We start from the raw sequence: 23078 nt of genomic DNA, 5'->3' as shown, positions 1-23078 counted from the left end.
CCAATAACCCTACAGACAACAAGGACAGAATAGCAAATTGAAAGAGTATGCAAAAGAGGAACTTACCCCGCCACGGAGGCGGCAGGGCAGGGTCTAGCGAATGGTTTTTGGCGTCATCACTCGGCGCGCACCCACATAGTGGCGCACCCAGTAATCTTCACTGAGGGAGGTGATCTGAATGTCCTGACCGCTGCGCGGTGACTGGATAAATTTACCGTTACCCACATACACCCCAACGTGATCGGCCGTGCCGCGTCCCTGGGTGCGGAAGAACACCAGGTCGCCATTTTGCAGTTCGCCACGGTTTACAGGCGCGGCGTCGCGCAGATGGTACATCTCATTGGCGGTGCGTGGAATGCGAAACTTCACCAGATCTTTATAGGCATAATAAACCAGCCCACTACAGTCAAAACCGGTGCGCGGAGAGGTGCCACCCCAGCGATATGGTTTACCTATTTGCCCCATCAGTTTATTCATCGCCGTTTTTTGCGCTTTCTGCATACGCGCTTTATGCACGTCAGCCAGCTTCGTCACTTTGGCGCATTTCGTTTTATGGCCTTTGCGCACGGTGCATTTATCATTCACCAGGCTGGCGGTCGTGCGAGTGGTTTTGTGCGTGCCGGAACGGAGAGTTTTGGTTTTACTGGAGGCGGTCTTTTTGGTGTGAGCGGTGGTTTTCTTCTTTACTGTTTTGCTGGTGGTTTTTTTCTTACGTTCTGTGGTTTTTGCCAGATGCGTTTTTTGTACAGCAGAATGCCGCGCCTGTTCGGAGGCGTTCGCCGCTGGCGTAAATGAGAGTGTGGTAAACAGTAAAGCACAGAGCGTCATCGAGATTCTAGTTATCCGCGCCACTGGGCAGTCCCCTGATAAGTGCGAGCCAAATTACATACCCGCATGAGATTTACAAAACCAGTCGATTCTAATCCATAAAATCGGAATAAGTTAATAGCATTTTTCATTCAAAAATTGTGTTTCGTTAGCAAGTGCAAAAAAATTCACCATTCTGTCGCACTCTTGTTCGCTCCTTAAGCAAAACCGCACGGCGCGTAGCCTTAAACGTCATTATCAATGCAACTTTACGCGATAGCGGATAAAATAATGAGACGTGACAAAAATGTTATTTTCCGATGTCGGCCTGACCCGCTACAATGTCAGACTGATGCCGTAACAGAAGTTAAAGGAAGCAAGACATGAGCACCACTATTGAAAAAATTCAGCGCCAGATCGCTGAAAACCCGATTCTCCTGTACATGAAAGGTTCTCCGAAGCTGCCAAGCTGCGGCTTCTCCGCGCAAGCGGTTCAGGCGCTGTCCGCCTGTGGTGAGCGTTTTGCTTACGTTGATATCCTGCAAAACCCGGACATCCGCGCTGAGCTGCCAAAATACGCAAACTGGCCGACCTTCCCACAGCTGTGGGTTGACGGTGAACTGGTTGGCGGCTGTGATATTCTGATTGAAATGTATCAGCGCGGCGAACTGCAACAGCTGATCAAAGAGACTGCGGCGAAGTATAAAACCGAAGAGCCGGACGCAGAATAAGTTTTCTGCGAATATAAAAAAGCGACCACATTATGTTGGTCGCTTTTTTTTGTCCTGTGGGGCTGTTGATTACCCAGTCTACGATTGAAGATCGGCCTCGTCGCCCATCGGCAGCGGCCAGCCACCCAGACGTTTCCAGCGGTTGACGATCTCACAGAACAGCTCCGCCGTACGCTCGGTATCGTATAACGCGGAATGCGCCTGAGTGCCGTCAAACGCAATACCCGCCGTGATGCAGGCTTTAGAGAGCACGGTTTGCCCCAGCGCCAGGCCGCTCAGCGCGGCGGTGTCGAAGGTCACAAACGGATGGAATGGATTACGCTTTAGCGAGGCGCGCTCGGCGGCAGCCATGGTGAAGCTGTGATCGAACGTAGCGTTGTGGGCCACCATGATGGCGCGGCTACAGTCATTCTCTTTCATGCCTTTGCGCACCATTTTGAAAATGGCGTGCAGCGCTTCATATTCGCTTACCGCCCCGCGCAGCGGGTTTGTCGGATCGATACCGTTAAAGGCCAGCGCCTCTGGTTGTAAGTTTGCCCCTTCAAAGGGTTCAACGTGGAAATGCAGCGTGGTGTCCGGTACAAGCCAGCCCTGTTCATCCATCTTCAGCGTGATGGCGGCAATTTCAAGCAGCGCATCGGTTTTAGCGTTAAATCCGGCTGTTTCTACATCAATGACAACGGGATAAAAACCACGAAAACGGTCGCACAGACCGGTAAATTGAGCGTTATCGGACATCAGGGTCTCTTACAAGGGGGAAAAAGCAGTGCGCATTATGGCAAATTTTGAGAGGGGATGCAGCAAAACAACGGGCGCATAGTGCGCCCTGCGGGATCAATTGCCCAGACCGCGACCAGCGTCTTTAGCTTCGATCAGTTCGATTTTATACCCGTCCGGATCTTCAACAAATGCAATCACGGTGGTGCCGCCTTTAACCGGACCGGCTTCACGGGTGACGTTACCGCCATTGCTGCGGATACGTTCGCAGGCTTCAGCCGCATTATCCACTTCCAGCGCGATGTGGCCGTAAGCCGTACCCAGCTCGTAGCTGTCCACGCCCCAGTTGTAGGTCAGCTCGATGACCGCTTCTTCAGATTCCGGGCCGTAACCGACAAACGCCAGAGAGTATTTATATTCCGGATTTTCGCTGGTGCGCAGCAGCTTCATGCCCAGAACGTTAGTGTAGAAATCGATGGAACGTTGCAGGTCGCCAACGCGCAGCATGGTGTGAAGTAGGCGCATAATTTCCTCATTAAACAGTGGAATGGATTATCTTTTTGAACAGAAACGATGTTTTAGTATAGCGGCGAAAGGTCGCCGCTATCAATGTACAAAGCGGGATTACAGTGAAGGGTAGTCGGTATAACCTTCCGCGCCGCCGCCATAGAAGCTTTCAGGGCGCTGCGGGTTCAGTTCGGCTTTCTTCTGCAAACGGGCAACCAGATCCGGGTTAGCAATGTAATCACGGCCAAAGGCCACGGCGTCGATCAGACCTTTACCGATCAGATCCTCGGCTTTCTCTGCCGTATAAGCGCCCGCCCCGATAATCACGCCGTGGAAGCGCTCGCGAACTTTCTGGCGGAAGGCTTCGCTGTAGGGCTTGCCGCCTGCCCAGTCCGGCTCGGACATGTGCAGATACGCGATACCGCGTTTAGCCAGCTCTTCAATCAGATACAGCGCATCCGCTTCTTCGTTCGGACCGTTGTCGACGTTCTGGAAGGTACCAATTGGGGAAACTCGAATACCAATGCGATCTGCGCTCCACTCATTACACACGGCATCTACCACTTCAAGCACCAGACGCGCGCGGTTTTCAACGCTGCCGCCGTACTGGTCGGTACGCTGATTGGAAGACGGTGACAGGAACTGGTGCAGCAGGTAGCCGTGCGCAGAGTGCAGCTCAACCAGGTCGAAGCCCGCTTCACGGGCGTTGGCGACGGCCTGACGGAAATCATTCACGATACCCGGGATCTCGTCCAGCTCAAGCGCGCGTGGCGTGGTGGTGTCGACGCGAATAGCATTACCGTTTTCATCGCGCAGGGAAGTGCGGGTATTCGCATTCAGGGCAGAGGCAGAAACGGGCGCCTGACCGCCAGGCTGGATGCTGCTGTGCGAGATACGACCGGTGTGCCACAGCTGAACCGCAATACGGCCATCTTCAGCATGAACGCCTGCGGTGATTTTTTTCCACGCGGCGATCTGTTCCGGGCTGTGCAGACCCGGCGCACCGGCGTAGCCTTTAGCCTGGGCAGAAATCTGCGTGGCTTCGGAAATAATCAGGCCCGAGCTGGCGCGCTGACGGTAATACTCACCCATCAATGGCGTTGGGATATCTCCCGGCTCGATGCTGCGCAGACGGGTAAGTGGGGCCATAAACACGCGGTTTGGGGCAGTAACGGCACCCACTTTCAGTGGGGTAAATAGCTTTTCAGCGGACATAATGGCTCCTGAGTAGACCAGTCGACTAGTAAAAGGGTAAATAAAAACGCCGGTTACACGCCAGGCGCAGTAATACAGTTTTTCACATGCGCCAGCGCGCTTTCGAGCGGCACGGCGCTGCGAGACATTTTTGCCTGCAGGTTGGCGCCTAACCAGAGGGAATAGAGCACCTGTGCCTGCGTGAGCGGATCGCCGGAGAAGGAGAGCGTTGTTTCATCGCGGCCTTTTTCCAGCGCCTGAGCCAGCAGAGCGATTACGCCGCTGGCCCCTTTATCCATGGCGGTGCGCATATCTTCGGAGAGATCGCACACTTCGGCAGACAGTTTTACCGTCAGGCAGCCGCTGATGATGCCCTGCTGACAGAACTGCGTCAGCGTTTCCTGATAGTAGTTCAGAACACGATCCCGGTAGTCACCTTCGCCGCTGGCGAAGTGGGCTGCCAGGCGCTGATGGTAGCTGGCGTAGTGCCGCTCCAGCATGGCTACGCCAAACGCCTCTTTGGATCGAAAATAGTGATAAAACGATCCCTTAGGCACTTCAGCGGTTTTTAATAACTCACTCAGCCCCATACCGGTAAACCCGCGATGCATGCAAAGGCGCTCGCCGGTAGCCAGCAAATGTTCTCGTGTATCGTGTTCTGTATGTCTGCTCATGCCCTTACTCTAATAGACCGTTCGGTCTAATGCAAGCCCGCTTAGCGACGACATTGCGACAAAATATCCAGCTGCGGCTGATAAACCACTGATTTCACGTCCATCATGCCCAGAACCGTGGCAAACAAATTGTCCTGTGAAACTGCCTCTTTTGCAGCATGGTTACGCAGGCAATCCGTGTTTACGCCGAAGTTTTTCGCATAGTCCGGGGAGAGCCAGAACATAAACGGAATATGCGTTTGCTGCTCCGGGGCCAGCATATACGGCGTACCGTGCAGGTAAATTCCGCTTTCGCCCAGCGATTCGCCGTGATCGGAGAGGTAAATGAGCGCTGTGTTCATACTGGCCTTCCGGGCTTTTAGCGCGTCGATGGTTCGGCTGAGCACGCTATCGGTATACAGAATCGAGTTGTCATAGGTATTGATCAGCGACTGATGATCGCAATCCTGAATTTCATTGGTATCGCAGGTTGGGGTGAATTTCCGGAAGCGGTTCGGGTAACGGTTGTAATAAGCCGGACCGTGGCTGCCCATCAGGTGTATCACCAGTACGGTATCCTGCTTTATTCCGTCCAGCACGTTGTCCAGGCGGTACAGGTTGACGTCGTCGATACAGGATTTGTCCTTACAGAACTGATCCAGTTTCCACTGGGTCATATCCGTGTGCGGCACGCGGTCGCAGGCACCTTTACACCCGCCGTCATTGTCGCGCCACAGCAGGTTGAACCCGGCGTGGTTAAGCACATCGAGCAGTCCTTCCTGATGATGGGCGAGGTCCGCGTCATATTTTTTTCGCGTCATGCCGGAGAACATACAGGGGACGGAAACGGCGGTTTCCGTGCCACAGGAGGAGGCCTGTGGGAAGTTGATGACATCCCGCTTTTTCAGCTCGGGGTTGGTTTCACGTGGGTAACCATTTAACGAATAGTTTGCAGCGCGGGAGGCTTCACCCACCACCAGAACCAGCACGGTTTTCTTACGTTGGCCGGAAATCAGCGCCCCTTTATGGGCATCCTCGCCAATGCGGACCAGCGTCTGGTCGCCAGCAAACCAGCGCATTTTGCTGTACTTCACAACGGCGCTCACGTAGTTCGCCGGAGTGACCATTTTGACGATGCTTTTGTTATTGCGGAACAGCGAAGCATAATCTTTATAGAACACTGCCGCGACGAGAATGATCACCAGCAGCGCACCCAGTATAGCGGCGAAACGTGTTAGCAGGGCATACCACCATTTTCCGGTTCGAATGCGCGTCAGGGCTAAGATGACGGAAGGGACCAGACCCGCGACGGCCAGCCACAGGATCAGCTGCGGCGTTACCAGGGCTGTCGCTTCCTGGGAGTTAGTCTCAAACACGTTCACAATCATGTTTTGATCGATAACCGCGCCATAGGTGTACATAAACCAGGTCGCGGCGGCGCATCCTATGGTCAGGGCAATCATGAGCGGCTTGCGAATAAAGGGAATATTCAGCAGGCTAAAAACAATGACCCAGCCGCAGAACAGAACCAGCGGCACACTGGCGGCAAAAAGCACGTCGTGCAGACGGGTAGGTGCGATGATTGACCAGCTGTGCTGGATAAACAGCGCATTGAACACGGTGAAGAAAAGCGCACAGGCGAGGGTAAATTTCGTATCGTTACAGTGTAACTTTTTAGTGAGCCACATGATGACCAGACCATTCGTTATATCAATGCGGCGAGTATAAGAAGGGAAGATTAGCGAAACCTTAATGCCCTGTTTGTGACGGACACGCCTTGCATGCAGGCCATTTAGGGTCTTCACTGTAGGGAATAATGACGTTCTGGAGGTAGGTGTGGCAGAGCAACTGGAATTTTTCCCTGTCCAGAGCCCGTGCCGGGGTATTTGCCAGGTTGATGAACGAGGATACTGCCGTGGCTGCATGCGCACACGCGATGAACGTTTTAACTGGCAAAATTTCAGCGACGCGCAAAAGCAGGAGGTCTTACGGCTCTGCCGACAACGTCTGCTGCGCAAAATTCGTGCAAACAAAGCGGTTGAAACCGAAGAACCTCAGCAACCTTCACTGTTTTAGCAGGGTAATTGCGTATACTGGTGACATGACTTCCTTGAGGAAAATGTTATGGTTCAGCGTATTACCCTTGCCCCGCAGGGCCCGGAATTCTCCCGATTCGTTATGGGCTACTGGCGCCTTATGGACTGGAATATGTCTCCGGTCCAGCTGGCGGACTTTATAGAAGAGCATCTCGATCTCGGGATCACCACCGTCGATCACGCTGATATTTATGGCGGCTATCAGTGCGAGGCCGCTTTTGGCGAAGCGCTGAAGCGTGCGCCAGCGCTGCGTGAACGCATGGAGATTGTGACCAAATGCGGTATTGCCACCACAGCAAAACCGGAGCATGCACTTGGGCATTACATCACTGACAGCGCGCATATCGTTAAAAGCGCTGAGCAGTCACTGGTCAACCTGGCCACCGATCGTATCGACCTGCTGCTGATCCACCGTCCCGATCCATTGATGGATGCGGATGAGGTTGCGGAAGCGTTCCTGACGCTACACCAGAGCGGCAAAGTGCGTCATTTTGGCGTGTCTAACTTCACCCCGGCACAGTTTGCGCTATTGCAGTCTCGCCTGCCGTTTACGCTGGCGACGAATCAGGTGGAGATTTCGCCTGTTCATCAGCCGCTGCTGCTGGATGGCACGCTCGACCAATTGCAACAGCTGCGCATCCGTCCAATGGCATGGTCCTGCCTGGGAGGCGGCCGCCTGTTTAACGATGAAGCATTCCAGCCGCTGCGTAACGAGCTTGAAACGGTGGCCCGCGAACTGAATGCGGAGAGTATTGAGCAGGTGGTTTACGCCTGGATCCTGCGCCTGCCGTCTAAACCGCTGCCGATTATCGGCTCCGGCAAAATTGAGCGTGTCCGCGCTGCGCTTGTTGCTGAAGAGCTGGATATGACGCGTCAGCAGTGGTTCCGCATCCGCAAGGCGGCGCTGGGCTACGACGTACCCTGAGCACGCCTGAACCTGACTTTCCGGTGAAATCTGCGCCGCTGGTATAGACTTAAGGTGCAAAAAATAACCCGTGGAGGTCTTATGAAGCGTTTTGCTCTGGCAGTGGTCACGCTGGTTGTTTGCGCAGGAGCGCAGGCAGCCAGCGAAGAAGTTGAAATGAATCTCGTCACTTCTCAGGGAGTAGGCCAGTCCATCGGGACGGTGAAAATCACCGAAACCGATAAAGGGCTGGAATTTGCTCCCGATCTCAAGGCCCTTCCACCCGGTGAACATGGTTTTCACGTTCATGCCAAAGGCAGCTGTCAACCTGCAATGAAAGAGGGGAAACCTTCAGCCGCTGAGGCCGCTGGGGGGCATCTGGATCCGCACAACTCTGGTAAGCATGAAGGCCCGGAAGGTATGGGGCACCTCGGCGATCTGCCGGTGCTGGTGGTGAATAACGACGGTAAAGCCACCGATCCGGTTGTTGCGCCCCGGCTGAAAAAGATTGACGAGGTCAAAGGCAAGGCGCTGATGGTCCATGTGGGCGGCGATAACATGTCCGATCAACCTAAACCGCTTGGCGGCGGCGGGGCGCGCTATGCCTGCGGCGTGATCTGATCGCCAATTGTTCCGGGTGGCGGCGCCTGTTCAAGCTGTGACAGGGAGCAGTGCAGCCGCCAGATAATGGACGCCAGATCGCGGGCCGCAGGCTGATGGTGGTGCGCCAGAGCGTCGCAAATACGCTGAAGCTCGGCGAGCGTGACGCTCAGGGGGCGTTGCTGAACTCCGCGCTCGCTCATGACATCGCGGAGCATGGAAATACAATTATCGCGGACCTGCGAAAGCGGGTCGGAACGCGTCTCCCAGGCACGCAGCTGCCACACCACGTGCGAACAGTTCAGCAGCACCACGCCCCAGCGCAGTAGCCAGCGACGGGAGAGGGAATCCTGGCTGTTGTTCAGCTGGCTGACATGATGGTAAACCAGCGATTCATACTCGCTTTCACGCAGATGCGGCCTGCGGCTCAGTTGATCGACAAAACCCCTGCGCAGCTCACGAATATGCCTGCGGCTTTTACGCGCATCCGAGCCCGGGCGTAGCACGGCGAAAGCCAGCCACGCCAGCCCCACGCCGAGGATCTTCGCCAGGTTATCGTTGAGAAAATCAGCGTAATCGTAAACCGGAGGATTCGTTACAGAGATAAATGAGCCCATAAAAACAATCAACTGACCCCACAGACCGGCCAGTTTTGGCATTTGCAGTTTGAGCAACTGCATGGTGGTTAACAGCGGGAACAGAAACAGCAGAAATTGCCAGAGGTCGGTTATCTGCACCATCAAACCAAATTTCACCACGAAGCTGAACAGCGACAGCAGTACCAGCGTACGCAGCAGAAGCGTCAGGGAATTAAACGGGGAAGCTGCGACGGAATAGAGCACGCAGCTGATTGCCGCAAGCGTCAGGGCTGCACTGCCCGCTTCCCATTGGGTGGTGATGGCCCATGCGCCCACGGCCGTCAACGCGCAAAACGTACGAAAACCGCTCCACAGCGCCTCCATTGCGTCGGTATGGCGTGCCAGAGCTGGGCTACCGGGAACGGAAAATTCGGTGACGGGCGTGGCATTTTCGACGGCTTTTAACCAGCGGCTGCTGCGCAGATACAGGCGGCAGAAATAGTTCAGACGCTGCCAGAAGGCGCGGTGCCGGTAATCATATTCATCCGTTGGGGCGAGCGGCGCGATAATGCGGGCCACGGTATAGATATCGGCATCCGGACGCGCAAGGGCGGCGAGCAGCGCCTCGATAACTTCCCGGGTATGGGCTGGCGGCGCAGGCCAGTTCAGCAACATCCGGCGAAGGCTTGAGATCGCACTCGTCATCCGCAATTGCTGGTGTAGTAAATAGTTCAGGAGCGTGTTCTGGCGACGAAAACGGTAGTGGCTCCAGAAAGCCTGGATGCGCAGCAGATTCATGGTCAGGATCTGGCCGATGACCTTTTCGTGTGCTAGACGGATGTTATCGCTGCTATCAGGCTGCCAGAGCAGGCTGGCATGTTCCAGCAAACGCGCGTGCATCGTTTTAAGGGCGGTGATAAGCGTAGTGCCATCCGAGGTGCTGGGCAGGATCATCATCATGACGCCGCCGCACAGAATGCCGACCATCACTTCACATACGCGTGCCTGGGCGATGTCCCATAGCTCGGTGGTATCCAGCACGTTGACGACCGGAAAGGCGATAATGGCTGCGGTGTAACCTGCCAGTTGAAACGCGTACGCAACGTTGTTGGTAAAATGTGCGCAGGCCCAGGTGCACAGCCCCAGCCATGCCGACATGCTTAACAGAAAGAGCCAGGGATCGTTCAGGGTATGGCCGGCAAGAAGCAGTGCAGCGGTCGCACCCAGCAGGCTACCCGCCACGCGCCCGAGGCTTTTACTGATAACGCCCCCGACGGTAGGGAAGCTGACGACCGCCGCAGAGGTCATCGCCCAGTAAGGCTCATCCAGATTCAGATAATAGGCTACCGTAAGCGCAAGGCACATGGCGATGCCGTTACGCAGCGCGTAACGCCACTGCGGCCGTGTCGCTTTTATCCACGGCGTATTGCGCCAGGAGAAAGCTCCCAGGTTCATCATCGCGATCCGATGGCGACGGTGCAGGTTGTGCCAGAGACCAGAGTAATGTCTTTCGGCAGTTGCTCTAACTCGACGCGAACAGGCACCCGCTGAGCCAGACGCACCCACGGTACGTTGGGTTTGATGTCAGGCACCAGACCAGAATCGGTTTCCACGCTCTGATCGTAAATTGCCCGACCTATGCTACTAACGTGACCCTGTAACTTTTCTGCACCGCTGTAAAGCGTGATCCGGGCAGGCGCACCCTCGCGGATATGGCGCAGCTTAGTCTCTTCAAAATAACCTACAACATAGAAAGAGTGGCTATCTACCAGGGCAAAGACCGGCTGGCCTGTGGTGGCGTAATCCCCCACACGGGTCGACAGGCTCGTGATCCATCCATCCACCGGAGCTTTGACAACGGTCTGGGTCAGTTGCCACTCGGCCTGTTTCAGCGTTGCCTCTGCAACCTTCAGGCTGGCCTGCATGGCTTTTACATTGATATTGGCGGTATCGAGATCTTCCGCAGAGATGTAATTCCTCGACAGATGTCGGCGACGTTCGGCTTCGTTATTGGCTTTTGCCAGATCTGATTGAGCTTTTGCGAGCTGCGCCTGGGCATTGAGCACCGCAATGTGGAAAGGGGTCTCATCGATGCGGAATAACACATCGCCCGCATGAACGAACTGGTTGTCCTTCACCAGCAGCGCGCTGATACTGCCGGACACCTGTGGCGTGATGCTGACCTGTTCTGCGCGGATCTTGCCGTCACGCGTCCAGGGCGACTGCATGTAATAATTCCAGAGCCACCAGCCGGCCATAAGCGCCAGCGCTAAAACGAAAAGAGTGGAAAAATATTTTAACGTTTTCAATGCTATTCTCACCACACGGTTAACACGGCAAGGCCAAGACAGACGGAAAGGGTAAACAGGGAGAGATCCATTAACATCGGGTGCCAGATTTCACCGGAATACATCCAGTCGCGCAGCAGACGATGCGCAATGAGCCAGATCACAAAACCGACCATCACGGCTTTAAACAGTGGCGGAAAGTAGACCGATGCGCCGACAATCAGATCCTGGAGGGGCAACCCTGCGGAGAGGGAAAAGAACGTCACAAGCAGTGATCCTTTGCAGTGGGGTGAGGGCCACAATGGCATATTTCAATGCGATGGCGCATTACCGTTCAGTGTAAATCATCCTTTCAGGAATGATGAATACCGTGATTGCATTTGTTTTGGCAATACAAATACTGCAAACTATTCTAAAATCACTATAATCACTTAGCAAGCTAATTATAAGGAGATGAAATTGGAATCGCCATTAGGTTCTGATCTGGCAAGGTTGGTACGCATCTGGCGTGCTCTGATTGACCATCGCCTGAAACCTCTGGAACTCACGCAGACGCACTGGGTTACGCTGCATAACATTCATCAGCTCCCGCCCGACCAGTCACAGATCCAACTGGCAAAAGCGATTGGCATTGAGCAGCCGTCACTGGTGCGCACTCTTGACCAACTGGAAGAGAAGGGACTTATCTCCCGACAAACCTGCGCCAGCGACCGTCGCGCCAAGCGGATCAAATTGACGGAAAAAGCGGCCCCGATTATTACTGAGATGGAAGCTGTCATCAGTAAAACGCGTGGGGAGATCCTTGAAGGTATTTCCCCCGCTGAGCTGGAGATGCTGATAGGACTCATCGCCCGTCTTGAGCAGAACATCCACGATCTGCAGTCTCGCGACTGACCGAACGTAAAGGCCTTGCGAAATCAAGGCCTTTCTTATTATCTGAACACCACCACCCGGTTGCGCCCTGTCTCTTTGGCCTCATACATGGCTTTATCCGCGCTCTCCACGCAGGTTTCCGCACTGGTTTCCGGCGAGGTTGCGGTGAATACGCCCATGCTGATGGTAATAGGTTCCGGCAGATGACCGCCGCTGCTGGCTTTATCAAACCCGCTCAGCTTGAGGCGAATGCGCTCGGCCACCTGCCGCGCGGCGTCTGAAGGGGTATTTGTCAGCATCAACACAAACTCTTCACCACCGATTCGGGCCGCGATATCCTGGGGGCGCACGGAATCCGTCAGCAGATTAGAGACGAACTGTAATACCTTATCGCCCTGCAAATGCCCGTAACAGTCGTTGATACGTTTGAAACGGTCAAGGTCGCTTACCACCACCGATACCGGGTGTGCCTCCGTTGCAGAGCTGAGGGCATAGTTTAATGAATCATAAAAATAGCTGCGATTATAAAGACGGGTAAGCGGGTCGCGGATTGAATTTTGATATGACTGCTGGTATTTGACGTGCGAGTCACGATACAAATTAAAGACGTCGGAAAGCAAAATGAAAATAATCATTAAAGTCGCGACAGTTTCGAATAACCGGGCGCGGTACCATGATACATCTTCTACGTATCCACCTAACAACAGCATTAACAGCGTGACGACATAACAGACGCATAAAAAATTGCCGCCCGCCCAGAACAAATTTCTTATCCGGGTCACGACCATCAGGGTGATTAATGTGACAACCCAAAGAATGACCAAAATGATGTTGATGGTCTGGCTCCAGAGAATCATGAACTGCCGGGTTTCATTATCCACAAGATCCAGGGTTAACGTCGTGGAATGGCTGGAATAGAACCACGCCAGCCAAAGCATGCAGCCCGTAAAGAGAGCCGATCCGACAACAATACCGATGTGGGTGCTTCGTGAAAGGGGGGAAACGCGAAGCGTATAAAGTAAGGCTGAGGCCATCATGAGCACCGCCATTAAGAGGTGTCGGAACATATAAAAGATCATCGCGTCATTATAGTTCGCCTCGTTGAACTGATAGAGATCCAGCCAGCCTAGAAAACTGGATAGCGTACCCACCATCAGCAGTGCTGAACCGGCAAAGGCTGACGCAATCGGAACGAGATATAGCCGTTTTTTATCACACCAGTATTTCATTGCCATAAAACAGGCGATAAACAGATGGAATACCAGAAGAAAAATAGTGAGCGTTGGGAAAAATAGCGGAGAGAATGAAGGAACCCATTCAACAAGTTTTATAAAACAACCTTGTAACACGGCAATGATAAAAATGCACCCAAGTGCAAAGGCCACAAAGCGGTTCATTACAAATCGACAGTTCGCAAGCATAGAATGTTAAAAAATTAAAAAGAGGAAAAAGAGAATCAGACGAGTCTAAAGGAGGGAAATAAAAAATACTTTGCGCAGGAACAATATCAGAGGGAATTAATTATACGCCGTGTGAATGTATTTTTATAAATACATTTTTTAAAATGATAGTTTTTGTAAATGGATGCGGCCCGAAAGGACCGCATCCGTCGGGATATTAACGCGGGGAGACGGTGACCTGGCTACCGTTGCTTGCCAGTACAACACGCTGGCCTGCAGAGAAGCGAGTATTACCCTGTTTCTGCACAACCATAATGGTGCTGCCATCGTCTTTACGGATTTCCAGCTCAACGCCCTGAGTTTTGTTCATCGCACCCTGAACGCCCTGACCCGCTACGCCGCCTGCAACTGCGCCTGCTGCGGTAGCCAGAGAGCGACCGGTGCCGCCACCAATGGTGTTACCCAGGAAACCACCCAGCACAGCACCACCGATTGCGCCCACGACGTTCGTGTCATCACCACCCTGAATCTGAACAGGACGGGCATTAACGATAGTACCGTAGGTCACGTTCTGTACCTGTTTAGCTTCAGAAGCACTATATACGTCGCCGGAGAGTGAATTGTCGTTCACACAACCCGCCAGTGTTAAACCAATCAGCGAAACGCCCAGTACACGTAAAATCATTTGACTCTCCTGTTCACCAAAAAACGCCCGGTTGGGGCATCCGTTATGGCTAAATTATATGGCATTCCTGACCACAGTTCATATCTTTGCATGCCGAATAGATAAATTTTACCTGAACGGGGCTTAACGGGACATAAACAAAAACCGTCTGTGCTACAGGTCTGAGATTGTTAAAAAATATTATCACCGGATAGCAAAGCAGCGTTATTTATGATGGAGTGGTTGCACTTAGCCCATGTAACGTAAGGAAAGCGCATGAAATCGGGTCGCTATATCGGTGTGATGTCTGGTACCAGTCTTGACGGTGTGGATGTCGTTCTGGCCGCCATTGATGAAAACATGGTGGCGCAGCAGGCAAGCCTGACCTGGCCTATTCCGGTCTCGTTAAAAGAAGAGATCCTGAGCATCTGCCAGGGGCAACAGCTGACGCTTTCCCAACTGGGCCAACTGGACGTGCGTCTGGGGGCGCTGTTTGCTGATGCGGTACTGGCTCTGATGCAGCAAGAAAGACTTCATCCGCAGGATGTCGTGGCAATAGGATGCCATGGGCAGACCGTCTGGCATGAACCTGTCGGCGAGGCGCCGCACACGATGCAAATTGGCGATAATAACCAGATTGTGGCAAAAACCGGCGTGACGGTGGTGGGGGATTTCCGTCGTCGCGATATGGCCCTCGGCGGGCAGGGGGCGCCGCTGGTTCCGGCATTTCATCAGGCGCTGCTGGCGCACCCGGTGGAGCGCAGAATGGTTCTGAACATTGGCGGGATTGCCAACCTGTCGATGCTCATTCCCGGGCAGCCCGTGCGTGGATACGATACCGGGCCCGGTAATATGCTGATGGATGCCTGGATCTGGCGTCAGAACGGTAAACCCTACGACAAAGACGCGCAGTGGGCCAGCCAGGGGAAAGTGATCCTTCCCTTGCTGCAAGCCCTTTTAAGCGATCCATTCTTTGCCCTGCCAGCGCCGAAAAGCACGGGGCGAGAGTATTTCAACTACGGCTGGCTTGAACGTCATCTGGCACGCTTCCCCGGCCTTGCGCCTCAGGATGTGCAGGCTACGCTGACTGAGCTTACCGCCGTGTCGATTTCTGAACAGGTGTTGCTCAGCGGCGGGTGCGAGCGTCTGCTGGTATGCGGAGGCGGAAGCCGCAACCCGCTCCTGATGGCACGCCTCGCCGCCCTGCTGCCGGGCACCGAAGTCACGACCACTGACGAAGCCGGGATCAGCGGAGACGACATGGAAGCGCTGGCCTTCGCCTGGCTTGCCTGGCGTACGGTTGCCGGTCTGCCCGGGAATTTACCCTCCGTAACCGGTGCGCGGGAGGCGAGCGTCCTCGGTGCTATTTTCCCGGCAAATCCGCGCCATAATCAGAGTTAACTGAAATTCAGCGGGAGGCATAACCCGTAAAATAGGGAAAAACAGGAGGGCGGTTAGGCCCTCCAGGACCAGGATAGTCTTCGGAATCTGCCCATGAAAAAACTTCTTCTCATTGCTGTACCTTTTCTTATGACCGGATGCAGCGTCTATAACCAGTTCGTTGAGCGTATGCAAACCGATACGCTGGAATATCGTTGTGATGAAAAACCGCTGACGGTGAAGCTGAACAACACTCGCCAGGAAGCCAGCTTTGTTTATGACAATAAGTTGTTGACGCTGAAGCAGGGGATGTCCGCCTCCGGGGCGCGTTACACGGATGGGATCTACGTCTTCTGGTCAAAAGGTGACAGCGCCACCGTCTATAAGCGAGACCGCATTGTGCTGAACAATTGTCAGCTGGAAAATCCGAAGCGTTGAGATTTTTGAAGGGGGCGCGCACAATAGCGCCACCCAACCTCACTTTCAGCTAACGCCATGTCAGATAACGACGAACTACAGCAAATTGCGCATCTGCGCCGTGAATACACCAAAGGCGGTCTGCGCCGCCAGGATCTTCCCGCCGAACCGCTGGTGCTTTTTGAACGCTGGCTGAAACAGGCCTGCGAAGCGAAACTGGCCGACCCGACGGCGATGGTCGTTGCCACGGTTGATGAAAACGGTCAGCCGTATCAACGCATCGTTCTTCTTAAGCATTATGACGAGAAAGGGCTGGTGTTCTACACCAACCTTGGCAGTCGTAAAGCGCATCACCTGGAAAATAATCCGCGTATTAGCCTGCTCTTCCCGTGGCATATGCTTGAGCGCCAGGTGATGGTTACCGGCAAGGCAGAGCGCCTCTCTACGCTCGAAGTGGTGAAATATTTCCACAGCCGACCGCGCGACAGTCAGATTGGCGCCTGGGTTTCTAAACAGTCCAGCCGAATCTCGGCCCGCGGCGTACTTGAAAGTAAATTCCTCGAACTCAAACAGAAGTTTCAGCAGGGTGAAGTACCGCTGCCGAGTTTCTGGGGCGGGTTCCGCATCCCCATTGAGCAGATGGAATTCTGGCAGGGCGGTGAGCACCGCCTGCACGATCGCTTTTTATACCAGCGCGACAACGGTGGCTGGAAAATAGACCGACTGGCACCGTAATCCCCAAAATTTGTTGATTTAAGCGCTAGCGCACACCGCGCTGGCGCTTTATTCTATGGTCCTTTCGCATCAGGCGAAAAGTCGTGTACCGGCAAAGGTGCAGTCGTTTATACATGGAGAATTTGATGGCAAGCAGTAACTTGATTAAACAATTGCAAGAGCGGGGCCTGGTGGCCCAGGTGACGGACGAGGAAGCGTTAGCAGAGCGACTGGCGCAAGGCCCGATCGCGCTCTATTGCGGCTTCGATCCCACCGCTGACAGCTTGCATTTGGGGCATCTTGTTCCATTGTTATGCCTGAAACGCTTCCAGATGGCGGGTCATAAGCCTGTTGCCCTGGTTGGCGGTGCGACTGGTCTGATTGGCGACCCAAGTTTCAAAGCCGCTGAGCGTAAGCTGAATACCGAAGACACCGTGCAGGAGTGGGTGGATAAGATCCGTAAACAGGTTGCACCGTTCCTGGATTTCAACTGTGGTGACAACGCTGCGATTGCGGCGAACAACTACGACTGGTTTGGTGGCATGAACGTGCTGACGTTCCTGCGTGACATCGGCAAACACTTCTCTGTTAACCAGATGATTAACAAAGAAGCGGTCAAGCAGCGTCTTAACCGTGACGATCAGGGAATCTCTTTCACCGAGTTCTCCTACAACCTGTTGCAGGGGTATGACTTCGCCTGCCTGAACAAGCTGCACGGCGTGTCGCTGCAAATTGGCGGTTCTGATCAGTGGGGTAACATCACCTCCGGTATCGATCTGACCCGTCGCCTTCACCAGAATCAGGTGTTTGGTCTGACCGTGCCGCTGATCACCAAAGCAGACGGTACCAAGTTTGGTAAAACCGAAGGCGGCGCAGTATGGCTTGATCCGAAGAAAACCAGCCCGTACAAATTCTACCAGTTCTGGATCAACACGGCGGATGCCGATGTTTATCGCTTCCTGAAATTCTTCACCTTTATGGATATCGAAGAAATCAATGCGCTGGAAGAAGAAGACAAGAACAGCGGTAAAGCACCGCGCGCCCAGTATGTGCTGGCCGACGAAGTGACTAAACTGGTTCACGGTGAAGAAGGTCTGGCAGCGGCGAAACGCATTACGGCGAGCCTGTTCAACGGGACCCTGAGCGATTTAAGCGAAGCGGACTTCGAACAGCTTGCTCAGGATGGCGTGCCGATGGTGGAGATGGAAAAAGGCGCCGATCTGATGCAGGCGCTGGTGGACTCCGAGCTCCAGCCGTCTCGCGGTCAGGCGCGTAAAACCATCGCCTCTAACGCGATCACCATTAATGGCGAAAAACAGGCCGATCCGGAATACACCTTTACCGAGAACGACCGTCTCTATGGTCGCTACACGCTGCTGCGTCGCGGTAAGAAAAATTACTGCCTGGTCTGCTGGAAGTAATTAAAAGTACGCAGGGGCGTGGGAAACCACGCCCCTTTTGTTTTGACAGGGTTTGGTAAGTACAACATGAAGAACATCCTCGCCATTCAGTCCCACGTTGTTTTTGGACATGCTGGCAACAGCGCTGCGGAATTCCCGATGCGCCGCCTCGGGGCCAACGTCTGGCCCCTCAATACCGTTCAGTTTTCAAACCACACGCAATACGGCAAATGGACCGGCTGCGTGATGCCGCCGTCGCATCTGACGGAGATCGTTCAGGGGATTGCGGATATCGACCAGCTTAAACGCTGCGATGCCGTACTGAGCGGTTATCTGGGTTCGGCGGAGCAGGGGGAACATATCCTGGGCATTGTGCGCCAGGTGAAAGCGGCAAACCCCGCGGCGAAATATTTCTGCGATCCGGTGATGGGGCATCCGGAAAAAGGCTGCATCGTCGCGCCGGGCGTTGCGGAGTTTCATGTCCGTCATGCATTGCCTGCCAGCGATATTATTGCGCCAAATCTGATTGAACTTGAGATCCTGTGCGAGCATCCGGTCAACAGCGTAGAAGAGGCTGTAAGCGCTTCTCGCGAGCTAATTGCTCAGGGGCCTGAGATTGTCCTGGTGAAGCACCTGGCACGCGCAGGGTTGAGCCAGGACCGTTTTGAAATGCTGTTGGTGACCAAGGATGAAGCCTGGCACATCAGTCGACCGCTGGTGGATTTCGGTGCACGTCAGCCTGTCGGGGTTGGGGATGTGACCAGCGGTTTGCTGCTGGTGAAGCTATTGCAGGGCGCGAGCCTGCGCGATGCGCTGGAGCACGTAACCGCAGCCGTTTATGAAATCATGATTGCGACGAAGACGATGCAGGAATATGAGCTCCAGGTGGTCGCGGCGCAGGATCGCATCGCGAAGCCCGAGCATTATTTCAGCGCAACCCAATTGTAAGAGCAGGGATAGTGTAGGCCGGGTAAGCGCAGCGCCACCCGGCAATACAGCGCGCTCGGATTAATTCAACCCTTCTGCCTTCAGCGCCGCTGCAACCGCAGGACGTGCCGCTACGCGTTCCATATACGACGCAATATGATCTAATCCTTCCAGGTTCAGCTTCACCGCGCGCGCCCAGCGTAGAACGGTAAACAGATACGCATCAGCAATGGTGAAACGCGCACCGCAGATCCACTGATCGTCTTTCAGTGATTCATTAATGTACTGCATCTTTTTCTCAAGTAACGCACGTACGGTCGGTTTGTACTCTTCCGGAGTATCCGGGCGGAACAGCGGCGTAAAGCCTTTGTGCAGCTCGGTCGCGATGTAGTTAAGCCACTCAAGGGTTTTATAGCGAGAGATACTGCCTGTTGGTGCCAGCAGCTGACGATCAGGCACGTTGTCGGCCAGGTACTGCATTATCGCCACGCCTTCGGTCAGCAGCGTACCATCATCCAGCAGCAGGGCCGGAACCTGCCCTTTTGGGTTAATCGCAAAAAAGTCATCCCCGTTTTCCAGGCGCTTTTTCATCAGGTCAACGCCGTCCAGCGTGAAATCCTTACCGCTCTCGCGAAGGGTGATATGCGAAGCAAGAGAGCAGGCGCCCGGTTTATAGAACAGTTTCATCGGTAACTCCTTTTTGCTGAGGTTCCCGCTATGTTAGTGCGCGTTCAGATAAAAAAAAAGCCGCTAATCAATTAGCGGCTTCTGTTCAGTCGTTTCCCGATGACATTACGCGTTCGCGGTGTTGGTCGCTTTAGCGGATTTGTCGTCGTCCTGCGTCATACGATTGAGTTTTGGTGCGGTGAGCAGCATCAGCACGGCAATTACGGCTGTCGCGATACCAATTTGCATGAACACGGTGCCGTAGACGTTCAGGGAGACCAGCGGGTCGGTAACGTTGTCCGGTACCGCCATCAGGTTCGCAATCTTACCTGCAATGATGGCTGCGCCAGCGGTCGTCAGGAACCAGCTACCCATGATGAAGCCCATCAGACGCTGAGGGACCAGCTGTGCAACCATCGCCAGGCCCAGACCGGAGATCATCAGTTCACCGATGGATTGCAGCGCATAGCTCAGGATCAGCCAGTTAACAGACACGATACCCGCGTCGGTCGCGAATTTCGTCCCCAGCGGCAGCACCAGGAATGCGCCAGAGCACAGCACCATACCGATCGCGAACTTGTGCGGCATCGGCAGACGGTCGCCCATCTTGTTATAGATAGCGGCCAGAATCGGGCTACCAATCATGATCCAGAACGGGTTCAGTGCCTGGTACTGCTCCGGCTCGAACGCGATACCCAGGATGGAGTGCTCAACGTTGCGGATTGCGAAGAAGTTCAGGGACGTTGGCATCTGGCTGTACAGGACGAAGAAGATAATCGCTTCCAGCATCAGGATGAACGCCACAATCATCTTACGACGTGCCGCACCCTGCATCGCGAAGGCTTCTTTAGCGAAGATAATCACGATACCCAGCGCAACCACGGCCAGTACGGCACGTGCAATACCCTGGTTGTGCAGCAGCCAGGTAGCGACAGCGGCCAGGATCACAATGCCGACGATGGTTGCCAGCAGTTTGCCCATATGCACGGGTTCGAAGTCTGGTTTAGAACCATAATCTTTAACCCAGCTGCGACAGAACAGGAAGTTCACAACGGTGATCAGCATACCCACGAAGCTCAGCGCAAACGCTACGCTCCAGCCGAATTTCGCGGCCAGCCATGGGGTTGCCAGCATAGAGAAGAATGAACCGATGTTGATGGACATGTAGTACATGGTAAATGCACCGTCCAGACGCGGATCATCTTTGTTGTAGCAGGTAGAAAGCAGGGAGGACGGGTTAGCCTTAAAGAGGCCGTTACCTACCGCGATGGTAGCCATGCCCATGTATACCACGCCCGCATCGTGCCCGGACCATGCAACCAGACCATAGCCAATCGCCAGAACCACGGCGCCCAGCATAATGACACGTTTCGTACCGAGAACTTTATCGCCTAACCAGCCGCCGATGGCGACCAGGCCATAGACCAGAGCGCTGAAGGACGAGAACAGCGTGATGGAATCGGCTTCGGACATACCCAGTTGCTTAACCAGGTAAACGGCCATAATCCCTTGCAGGCCGTAGTAGCCAAAACGCTCCCACAATTCGATAGAGAAAATGAGATAGAACGCTTTAGGCTGTTTGAAAGCGTTAAGACTTACGCTCTCATCTGTTGGTTTATTGTTTGCAGTAGACACATATACCTCTTTTTTTACATCCCATATTAACGGGGGTGTTCATAGCGTGATGACCGTAGTCCATCCGCTTTATAGTTATATTGGGAGGGGAAACGGCGGGTAATGTTCACTATCCAGCCCCATCTGGCAATACGTTTGTAATAATCTGTTACATATAACTGTGGCGGTATAATCATCGGTTCACGCAAATGTTATGCAGCGTTAAATTTCATCCGTTGAGAATTGGTGGTTTTTTTCACTGTAAATGACCCTGATGAATGGCTGTATGGCGATATGTTCTGCTATTTTGGGTGAAAGGCAGTGATATAGCCCATATTCTGAAAAATGACTGGTCTTATATGCGGTGAGTAAAGGATGAGATCTTGTCTGGCAAAGGCGTGGAGAGGCTTTTAACAACAAAAATCCAACATCAAGTTATCAGAGTGATCGCGATCACAGATGTATAGAAATTTTTGGTGATGAAAAAACTATTAACCTGTTTGAGTGTTAAATATCCGCAGAATCGACAACACTTTATGGACAATGAGAGGGAAAATTACGGCCAAGGGAGAAGATATCAGAGCCCTTGTTTAATCTAAGGGCTTGAACAGTAACAAGTGGATGTACCTTCAGGGATAGACTTTTTCTTTGTATTCACAGAGATCTTCGATAATGCAGGAGCCGCAGCGTGGCTTACGTGCAATACAGGTATAGCGCCCGTGAAGGATTAGCCAGTGATGGCAATCCACCTTAAATTCCGCAGGGACCACTTTTAATAGCTTTTCTTCCACCTCTTCCACGTTTTTACCCGGCGCGAACCGGGTGCGATTAGAAACGCGGAAGATGTGAGTGTCCACGGCGATCGTCGGCCAGCCAAACGCCGTGTTGAGCACGACATTTGCCGTTTTACGCCCGACGCCTGGCAACGCTTCCAGCGCTGCGCGATCTTCCGGGACTTCACCGCCATGCTGCTCAAGCAGGATCCGGCAGGTCTTAATGACGTTTTCGGCCTTACTGTTAAACAGGCCGATGGTCTTGATATAGGATTTTACCCCTTCAACCCCCAGCTCCAGCATAGCCTGCGGCGTATTGGCGACAGGGTAGAGCAGGGCCGTGGCTTTGTTGACGCTCACGTCAGTGGCCTGCGCAGAGAGCAGCACCGCGATCAACAGTTCAAACGGCGAGTTAAAATTCAGCTCTGTCGTTGGATGAGGATTCTCATCGCGCAGGCGCGTCAGGATCGCAATGCGTTTCTCTTTATTCATACTGCTTTCTCGGGGATCCCTTCCTGTACGCTGCGTTCAGCGGCGCGGCGTTTACGTTTTTCATCAATCAGGTATTTTAACGCCAGCATCATCCCAAGGCCAATGAAGGCGCCTGGCGGTAGCATGGCCAGCAGGAATGGGGTGTCCGTATGGAACACCTCGATACGCAGCGATTTCGCCCAGCCGCCAAGCAGCGCGTCCGCACCGTCGAAGAGCGTACCGTTGCCCAGAATTTCACGCAGAGAGCCGAGGACGAACATGGCGGCAGTCGCGCCCATGCCGATGGAAAACCCATCCAGCGCGGAAATTGCCGGGTTGTTTTTCACCGCGAAGGCTTCAGCGCGTCCCACGACAATACAGTTAGTCACGATAAGCGGAATGAAGATCCCGAGCGACTGGTACAGGCCAAATGCGTAGGCGTTAATCAGCATTTGCACGACGCTGACCACCGATGCAATGATCATGACATAAATCGGAATACGGATTTCCGATGGCGTCCAGCGGCGCAAAACAGAAATGGAGAAGTTGGTCAGGGTCAGCACCAGCGTGGTCGCCAGCCCCAGCCCGAGCGCGTTGGTGGCGGTAGACGTCACCGCCAGCAGCGGGCACAATCCCAACAGCTGTACCAATGCCGAGTTGTTCTTCCAGAGTCCCTGGACGATAACCTCTTTAACCTGGCTCAT

Annotated in this window: 25 protein-coding genes; 10 read left to right on the top strand and 15 right to left on the bottom strand. The window is 53.8% G+C overall.

Annotated features, from left to right (window positions below):
• Nucleotides 1-93 precede the first annotated feature (93 nt).
• Nucleotides 94-852, bottom strand: a complete 759-nt coding sequence (locus ACOTX2_RS04205) for a C40 family peptidase (RefSeq protein ID WP_058678002.1) — start codon at nucleotides 850-852, stop codon at nucleotides 94-96.
• A gap of 338 nt (nucleotides 853-1190) precedes the next feature.
• Here ACOTX2_RS04205 and grxD point away from each other — a divergent pair, with 338 nt between their 5' ends.
• Nucleotides 1191-1538: a monothiol glutaredoxin 4 gene (gene grxD / locus ACOTX2_RS04200; RefSeq protein WP_003832760.1), complete on the top strand. Its 348-nt coding sequence runs from the start codon at nucleotides 1191-1193 to the stop codon at nucleotides 1536-1538.
• A 78-nt stretch (nucleotides 1539-1616) separates the two neighbouring features.
• Here grxD and rnt read toward each other — a convergent pair whose 3' ends face one another.
• The 5 genes from rnt to eptA form a co-directional block, all read right to left on the bottom strand.
• Nucleotides 1617-2276, bottom strand: coding sequence for a ribonuclease T (rnt, locus tag ACOTX2_RS04195; protein WP_003857625.1), 660 nt, complete (start codon nucleotides 2274-2276; stop codon nucleotides 1617-1619).
• Between the two features lie 96 nt (nucleotides 2277-2372).
• Nucleotides 2373-2780, bottom strand: a complete 408-nt coding sequence (gloA, locus tag ACOTX2_RS04190; protein WP_022647898.1) for a lactoylglutathione lyase — start codon at nucleotides 2778-2780, stop codon at nucleotides 2373-2375.
• A gap of 99 nt (nucleotides 2781-2879) precedes the next feature.
• Nucleotides 2880-3977 carry an alkene reductase gene (locus ACOTX2_RS04185; protein WP_023299948.1) on the bottom strand — a complete coding sequence of 366 codons (1098 nt, stop codon included), beginning with the start codon at nucleotides 3975-3977 and terminating at the stop codon, nucleotides 2880-2882.
• 53 nt (nucleotides 3978-4030) lie between these two features.
• Nucleotides 4031-4630, bottom strand: a complete 600-nt coding sequence (locus ACOTX2_RS04180; RefSeq protein ID WP_022647900.1) for a TetR/AcrR family transcriptional regulator — start codon at nucleotides 4628-4630, stop codon at nucleotides 4031-4033.
• Between the two features lie 41 nt (nucleotides 4631-4671).
• Nucleotides 4672-6297 (bottom strand): phosphoethanolamine transferase EptA, encoded by a 1626-nt coding sequence (gene eptA, locus ACOTX2_RS04175; protein ID WP_063148155.1) that lies wholly within the window; start codon nucleotides 6295-6297, stop codon nucleotides 4672-4674.
• 148 nt (nucleotides 6298-6445) lie between these two features.
• Here eptA and ACOTX2_RS04170 point away from each other — a divergent pair, with 148 nt between their 5' ends.
• The 3 genes from ACOTX2_RS04170 (at nucleotide 6446) to sodC (ending at nucleotide 8230) form a co-directional block, all read left to right on the top strand.
• On the top strand, nucleotides 6446-6685 hold the full coding sequence (locus tag ACOTX2_RS04170; protein WP_023299951.1) for a DUF1289 domain-containing protein: 240 nt from the start codon (nucleotides 6446-6448) through the stop codon (nucleotides 6683-6685).
• A 48-nt stretch (nucleotides 6686-6733) separates the two neighbouring features.
• Nucleotides 6734-7630 (top strand): aldo/keto reductase, encoded by an 897-nt coding sequence (locus ACOTX2_RS04165; RefSeq protein WP_003857612.1) that lies wholly within the window; start codon nucleotides 6734-6736, stop codon nucleotides 7628-7630.
• Nucleotides 7631-7711: 81 nt separating this feature from the next.
• On the top strand, nucleotides 7712-8230 hold the full coding sequence (gene sodC / locus ACOTX2_RS04160; RefSeq protein ID WP_022647904.1) for a superoxide dismutase [Cu-Zn] SodC: 519 nt from the start codon (nucleotides 7712-7714) through the stop codon (nucleotides 8228-8230).
• Here sodC and ACOTX2_RS04155 read toward each other — a convergent pair.
• The 3 genes from ACOTX2_RS04155 to ACOTX2_RS04145 are packed head-to-tail and all read right to left on the bottom strand — an operon-like array spanning nucleotide 8209 to nucleotide 11341.
• Nucleotides 8209-10242 (bottom strand): FUSC family protein, encoded by a 2034-nt coding sequence (locus tag ACOTX2_RS04155; protein WP_063148176.1) that lies wholly within the window; start codon nucleotides 10240-10242, stop codon nucleotides 8209-8211. The two genes, sodC and ACOTX2_RS04155, sit on opposite strands and share 22 nt — an antisense overlap.
• Entirely contained in the window at nucleotides 10242-11102 is an 861-nt protein-coding gene (locus ACOTX2_RS04150; RefSeq protein ID WP_038417029.1) for an HlyD family secretion protein, read from the bottom strand. Before ACOTX2_RS04150 ends, ACOTX2_RS04155 begins: the two co-directional genes overlap by 1 nt.
• Nucleotides 11103-11104: 2 nt before the next feature.
• Nucleotides 11105-11341, bottom strand: coding sequence for a DUF1656 domain-containing protein (locus ACOTX2_RS04145; protein WP_022647907.1), 237 nt, complete (start codon nucleotides 11339-11341; stop codon nucleotides 11105-11107).
• Nucleotides 11342-11528: 187 nt separating this feature from the next.
• Between ACOTX2_RS04145 and slyA the strand changes: the two genes are divergently transcribed.
• Nucleotides 11529-11969, top strand: coding sequence for a transcriptional regulator SlyA (slyA, locus tag ACOTX2_RS04140; protein ID WP_032623345.1), 441 nt, complete (start codon nucleotides 11529-11531; stop codon nucleotides 11967-11969).
• Between the two features lie 38 nt (nucleotides 11970-12007).
• Here the strand turns inward: slyA and ACOTX2_RS04135 are convergent, their stop codons facing one another.
• Both ACOTX2_RS04135 and slyB read right to left on the bottom strand, forming a co-directional pair.
• Nucleotides 12008-13369 carry an MASE4 domain-containing protein gene (locus ACOTX2_RS04135; protein WP_421625884.1) on the bottom strand — a complete coding sequence of 454 codons (1362 nt, stop codon included), beginning with the start codon at nucleotides 13367-13369 and terminating at the stop codon, nucleotides 12008-12010.
• A 196-nt stretch (nucleotides 13370-13565) separates the two neighbouring features.
• On the bottom strand, nucleotides 13566-14033 hold the full coding sequence (gene slyB, locus ACOTX2_RS04130; protein WP_022647910.1) for an outer membrane lipoprotein SlyB: 468 nt from the start codon (nucleotides 14031-14033) through the stop codon (nucleotides 13566-13568).
• A 255-nt stretch (nucleotides 14034-14288) separates the two neighbouring features.
• Between slyB and anmK the strand changes: the two genes are divergently transcribed.
• The 5 genes from anmK (at nucleotide 14289) to pdxY (ending at nucleotide 18871) form a co-directional block, all read left to right on the top strand.
• Nucleotides 14289-15413 carry an anhydro-N-acetylmuramic acid kinase gene (gene anmK, locus ACOTX2_RS04125; protein ID WP_032624364.1) on the top strand — a complete coding sequence of 375 codons (1125 nt, stop codon included), beginning with the start codon at nucleotides 14289-14291 and terminating at the stop codon, nucleotides 15411-15413.
• Nucleotides 15414-15506: 93 nt separating this feature from the next.
• A complete protein-coding gene (gene mliC / locus ACOTX2_RS04120) occupies nucleotides 15507-15830 on the top strand; it encodes a C-type lysozyme inhibitor (RefSeq protein WP_022647912.1) in 324 nt (107 codons plus the stop codon).
• Nucleotides 15831-15887: 57 nt separating this feature from the next.
• Nucleotides 15888-16544, top strand: a complete 657-nt coding sequence (pdxH, locus tag ACOTX2_RS04115; RefSeq protein ID WP_003857601.1) for a pyridoxamine 5'-phosphate oxidase — start codon at nucleotides 15888-15890, stop codon at nucleotides 16542-16544.
• A gap of 125 nt (nucleotides 16545-16669) precedes the next feature.
• A complete protein-coding gene (tyrS, locus tag ACOTX2_RS04110) occupies nucleotides 16670-17944 on the top strand; it encodes a tyrosine--tRNA ligase (RefSeq protein WP_022647913.1) in 1275 nt (424 codons plus the stop codon).
• 66 nt (nucleotides 17945-18010) lie between these two features.
• Nucleotides 18011-18871: a pyridoxal kinase PdxY gene (pdxY, locus tag ACOTX2_RS04105; RefSeq protein ID WP_063148154.1), complete on the top strand. Its 861-nt coding sequence runs from the start codon at nucleotides 18011-18013 to the stop codon at nucleotides 18869-18871.
• 60 nt (nucleotides 18872-18931) lie between these two features.
• Here pdxY and gstA read toward each other — a convergent pair whose 3' ends face one another.
• The 4 genes from gstA to ACOTX2_RS04085 all read right to left on the bottom strand — a co-directional run bounded on the left by gstA (nucleotide 18932) and on the right by ACOTX2_RS04085 (nucleotide 23078).
• Entirely contained in the window at nucleotides 18932-19537 is a 606-nt protein-coding gene (gene gstA / locus ACOTX2_RS04100; RefSeq protein WP_023299960.1) for a glutathione transferase GstA, read from the bottom strand.
• Nucleotides 19538-19642: 105 nt separating this feature from the next.
• Complete coding sequence (dtpA, locus tag ACOTX2_RS04095; RefSeq protein WP_023299961.1) at nucleotides 19643-21151, bottom strand: dipeptide/tripeptide permease DtpA; 1509 nt, start codon at nucleotides 21149-21151, stop codon at nucleotides 19643-19645.
• 608 nt (nucleotides 21152-21759) lie between these two features.
• The gene (nth, locus tag ACOTX2_RS04090) at nucleotides 21760-22395 is read right to left on the bottom strand and encodes an endonuclease III (RefSeq protein ID WP_015570668.1); all 636 of its coding nucleotides are present in this window, start codon (nucleotides 22393-22395) and stop codon (nucleotides 21760-21762) included.
• Nucleotides 22392-23078 carry an electron transport complex subunit E gene (locus ACOTX2_RS04085; RefSeq protein ID WP_003857592.1) on the bottom strand — a complete coding sequence of 229 codons (687 nt, stop codon included), beginning with the start codon at nucleotides 23076-23078 and terminating at the stop codon, nucleotides 22392-22394. Before ACOTX2_RS04085 ends, nth begins: the two co-directional genes overlap by 4 nt.

This window comes from Enterobacter cloacae complex sp. IR5412, from assembly GCF_049237385.1.
Lineage (GTDB): Bacteria > Pseudomonadota > Gammaproteobacteria > Enterobacterales > Enterobacteriaceae > Enterobacter > Enterobacter intestinihominis.
This window is presented reverse-complemented; position numbering and strand designations above follow the sequence as displayed.

Excerpts from the sequence above, each read along its gene's own strand:
- ACOTX2_RS04085 (WP_003857592.1), bottom strand. The coding sequence starts at position 23,078 with ATGAGCCAGGTTAAAGAGGTTATCGTCCAGGGACTCTGGAAGAACAAC.
- ACOTX2_RS04185 (WP_023299948.1), bottom strand. The coding sequence starts at position 3,977 with ATGTCCGCTGAAAAGCTATTTACCCCACTGAAAGTGGGTGCCGTTACT.
- slyA (WP_032623345.1), top strand. The coding sequence starts at position 11,529 with ATGAAATTGGAATCGCCATTAGGTTCTGATCTGGCAAGGTTGGTACGC.
- gstA (WP_023299960.1), bottom strand. The coding sequence starts at position 19,537 with ATGAAACTGTTCTATAAACCGGGCGCCTGCTCTCTTGCTTCGCATATC.
- mliC (WP_022647912.1), top strand. The coding sequence starts at position 15,507 with ATGAAAAAACTTCTTCTCATTGCTGTACCTTTTCTTATGACCGGATGC.
- ACOTX2_RS04180 (WP_022647900.1), bottom strand. The coding sequence starts at position 4,630 with ATGAGCAGACATACAGAACACGATACACGAGAACATTTGCTGGCTACC.
- grxD (WP_003832760.1), top strand. The coding sequence starts at position 1,191 with ATGAGCACCACTATTGAAAAAATTCAGCGCCAGATCGCTGAAAACCCG.
- eptA (WP_063148155.1), bottom strand. The coding sequence starts at position 6,297 with ATGTGGCTCACTAAAAAGTTACACTGTAACGATACGAAATTTACCCTC.
- pdxH (WP_003857601.1), top strand. The coding sequence starts at position 15,888 with ATGTCAGATAACGACGAACTACAGCAAATTGCGCATCTGCGCCGTGAA.
- sodC (WP_022647904.1), top strand. The coding sequence starts at position 7,712 with ATGAAGCGTTTTGCTCTGGCAGTGGTCACGCTGGTTGTTTGCGCAGGA.
- ACOTX2_RS04165 (WP_003857612.1), top strand. The coding sequence starts at position 6,734 with ATGGTTCAGCGTATTACCCTTGCCCCGCAGGGCCCGGAATTCTCCCGA.
- anmK (WP_032624364.1), top strand. The coding sequence starts at position 14,289 with ATGAAATCGGGTCGCTATATCGGTGTGATGTCTGGTACCAGTCTTGAC.
- rnt (WP_003857625.1), bottom strand. The coding sequence starts at position 2,276 with ATGTCCGATAACGCTCAATTTACCGGTCTGTGCGACCGTTTTCGTGGT.
- tyrS (WP_022647913.1), top strand. The coding sequence starts at position 16,670 with ATGGCAAGCAGTAACTTGATTAAACAATTGCAAGAGCGGGGCCTGGTG.
- nth (WP_015570668.1), bottom strand. The coding sequence starts at position 22,395 with ATGAATAAAGAGAAACGCATTGCGATCCTGACGCGCCTGCGCGATGAG.
- ACOTX2_RS04155 (WP_063148176.1), bottom strand. The coding sequence starts at position 10,242 with ATGAACCTGGGAGCTTTCTCCTGGCGCAATACGCCGTGGATAAAAGCG.
- ACOTX2_RS04135 (WP_421625884.1), bottom strand. The coding sequence starts at position 13,369 with ATGCTTGCGAACTGTCGATTTGTAATGAACCGCTTTGTGGCCTTTGCA.
- slyB (WP_022647910.1), bottom strand. The coding sequence starts at position 14,033 with ATGATTTTACGTGTACTGGGCGTTTCGCTGATTGGTTTAACACTGGCG.
- gloA (WP_022647898.1), bottom strand. The coding sequence starts at position 2,780 with ATGCGCCTACTTCACACCATGCTGCGCGTTGGCGACCTGCAACGTTCC.
- pdxY (WP_063148154.1), top strand. The coding sequence starts at position 18,011 with ATGAAGAACATCCTCGCCATTCAGTCCCACGTTGTTTTTGGACATGCT.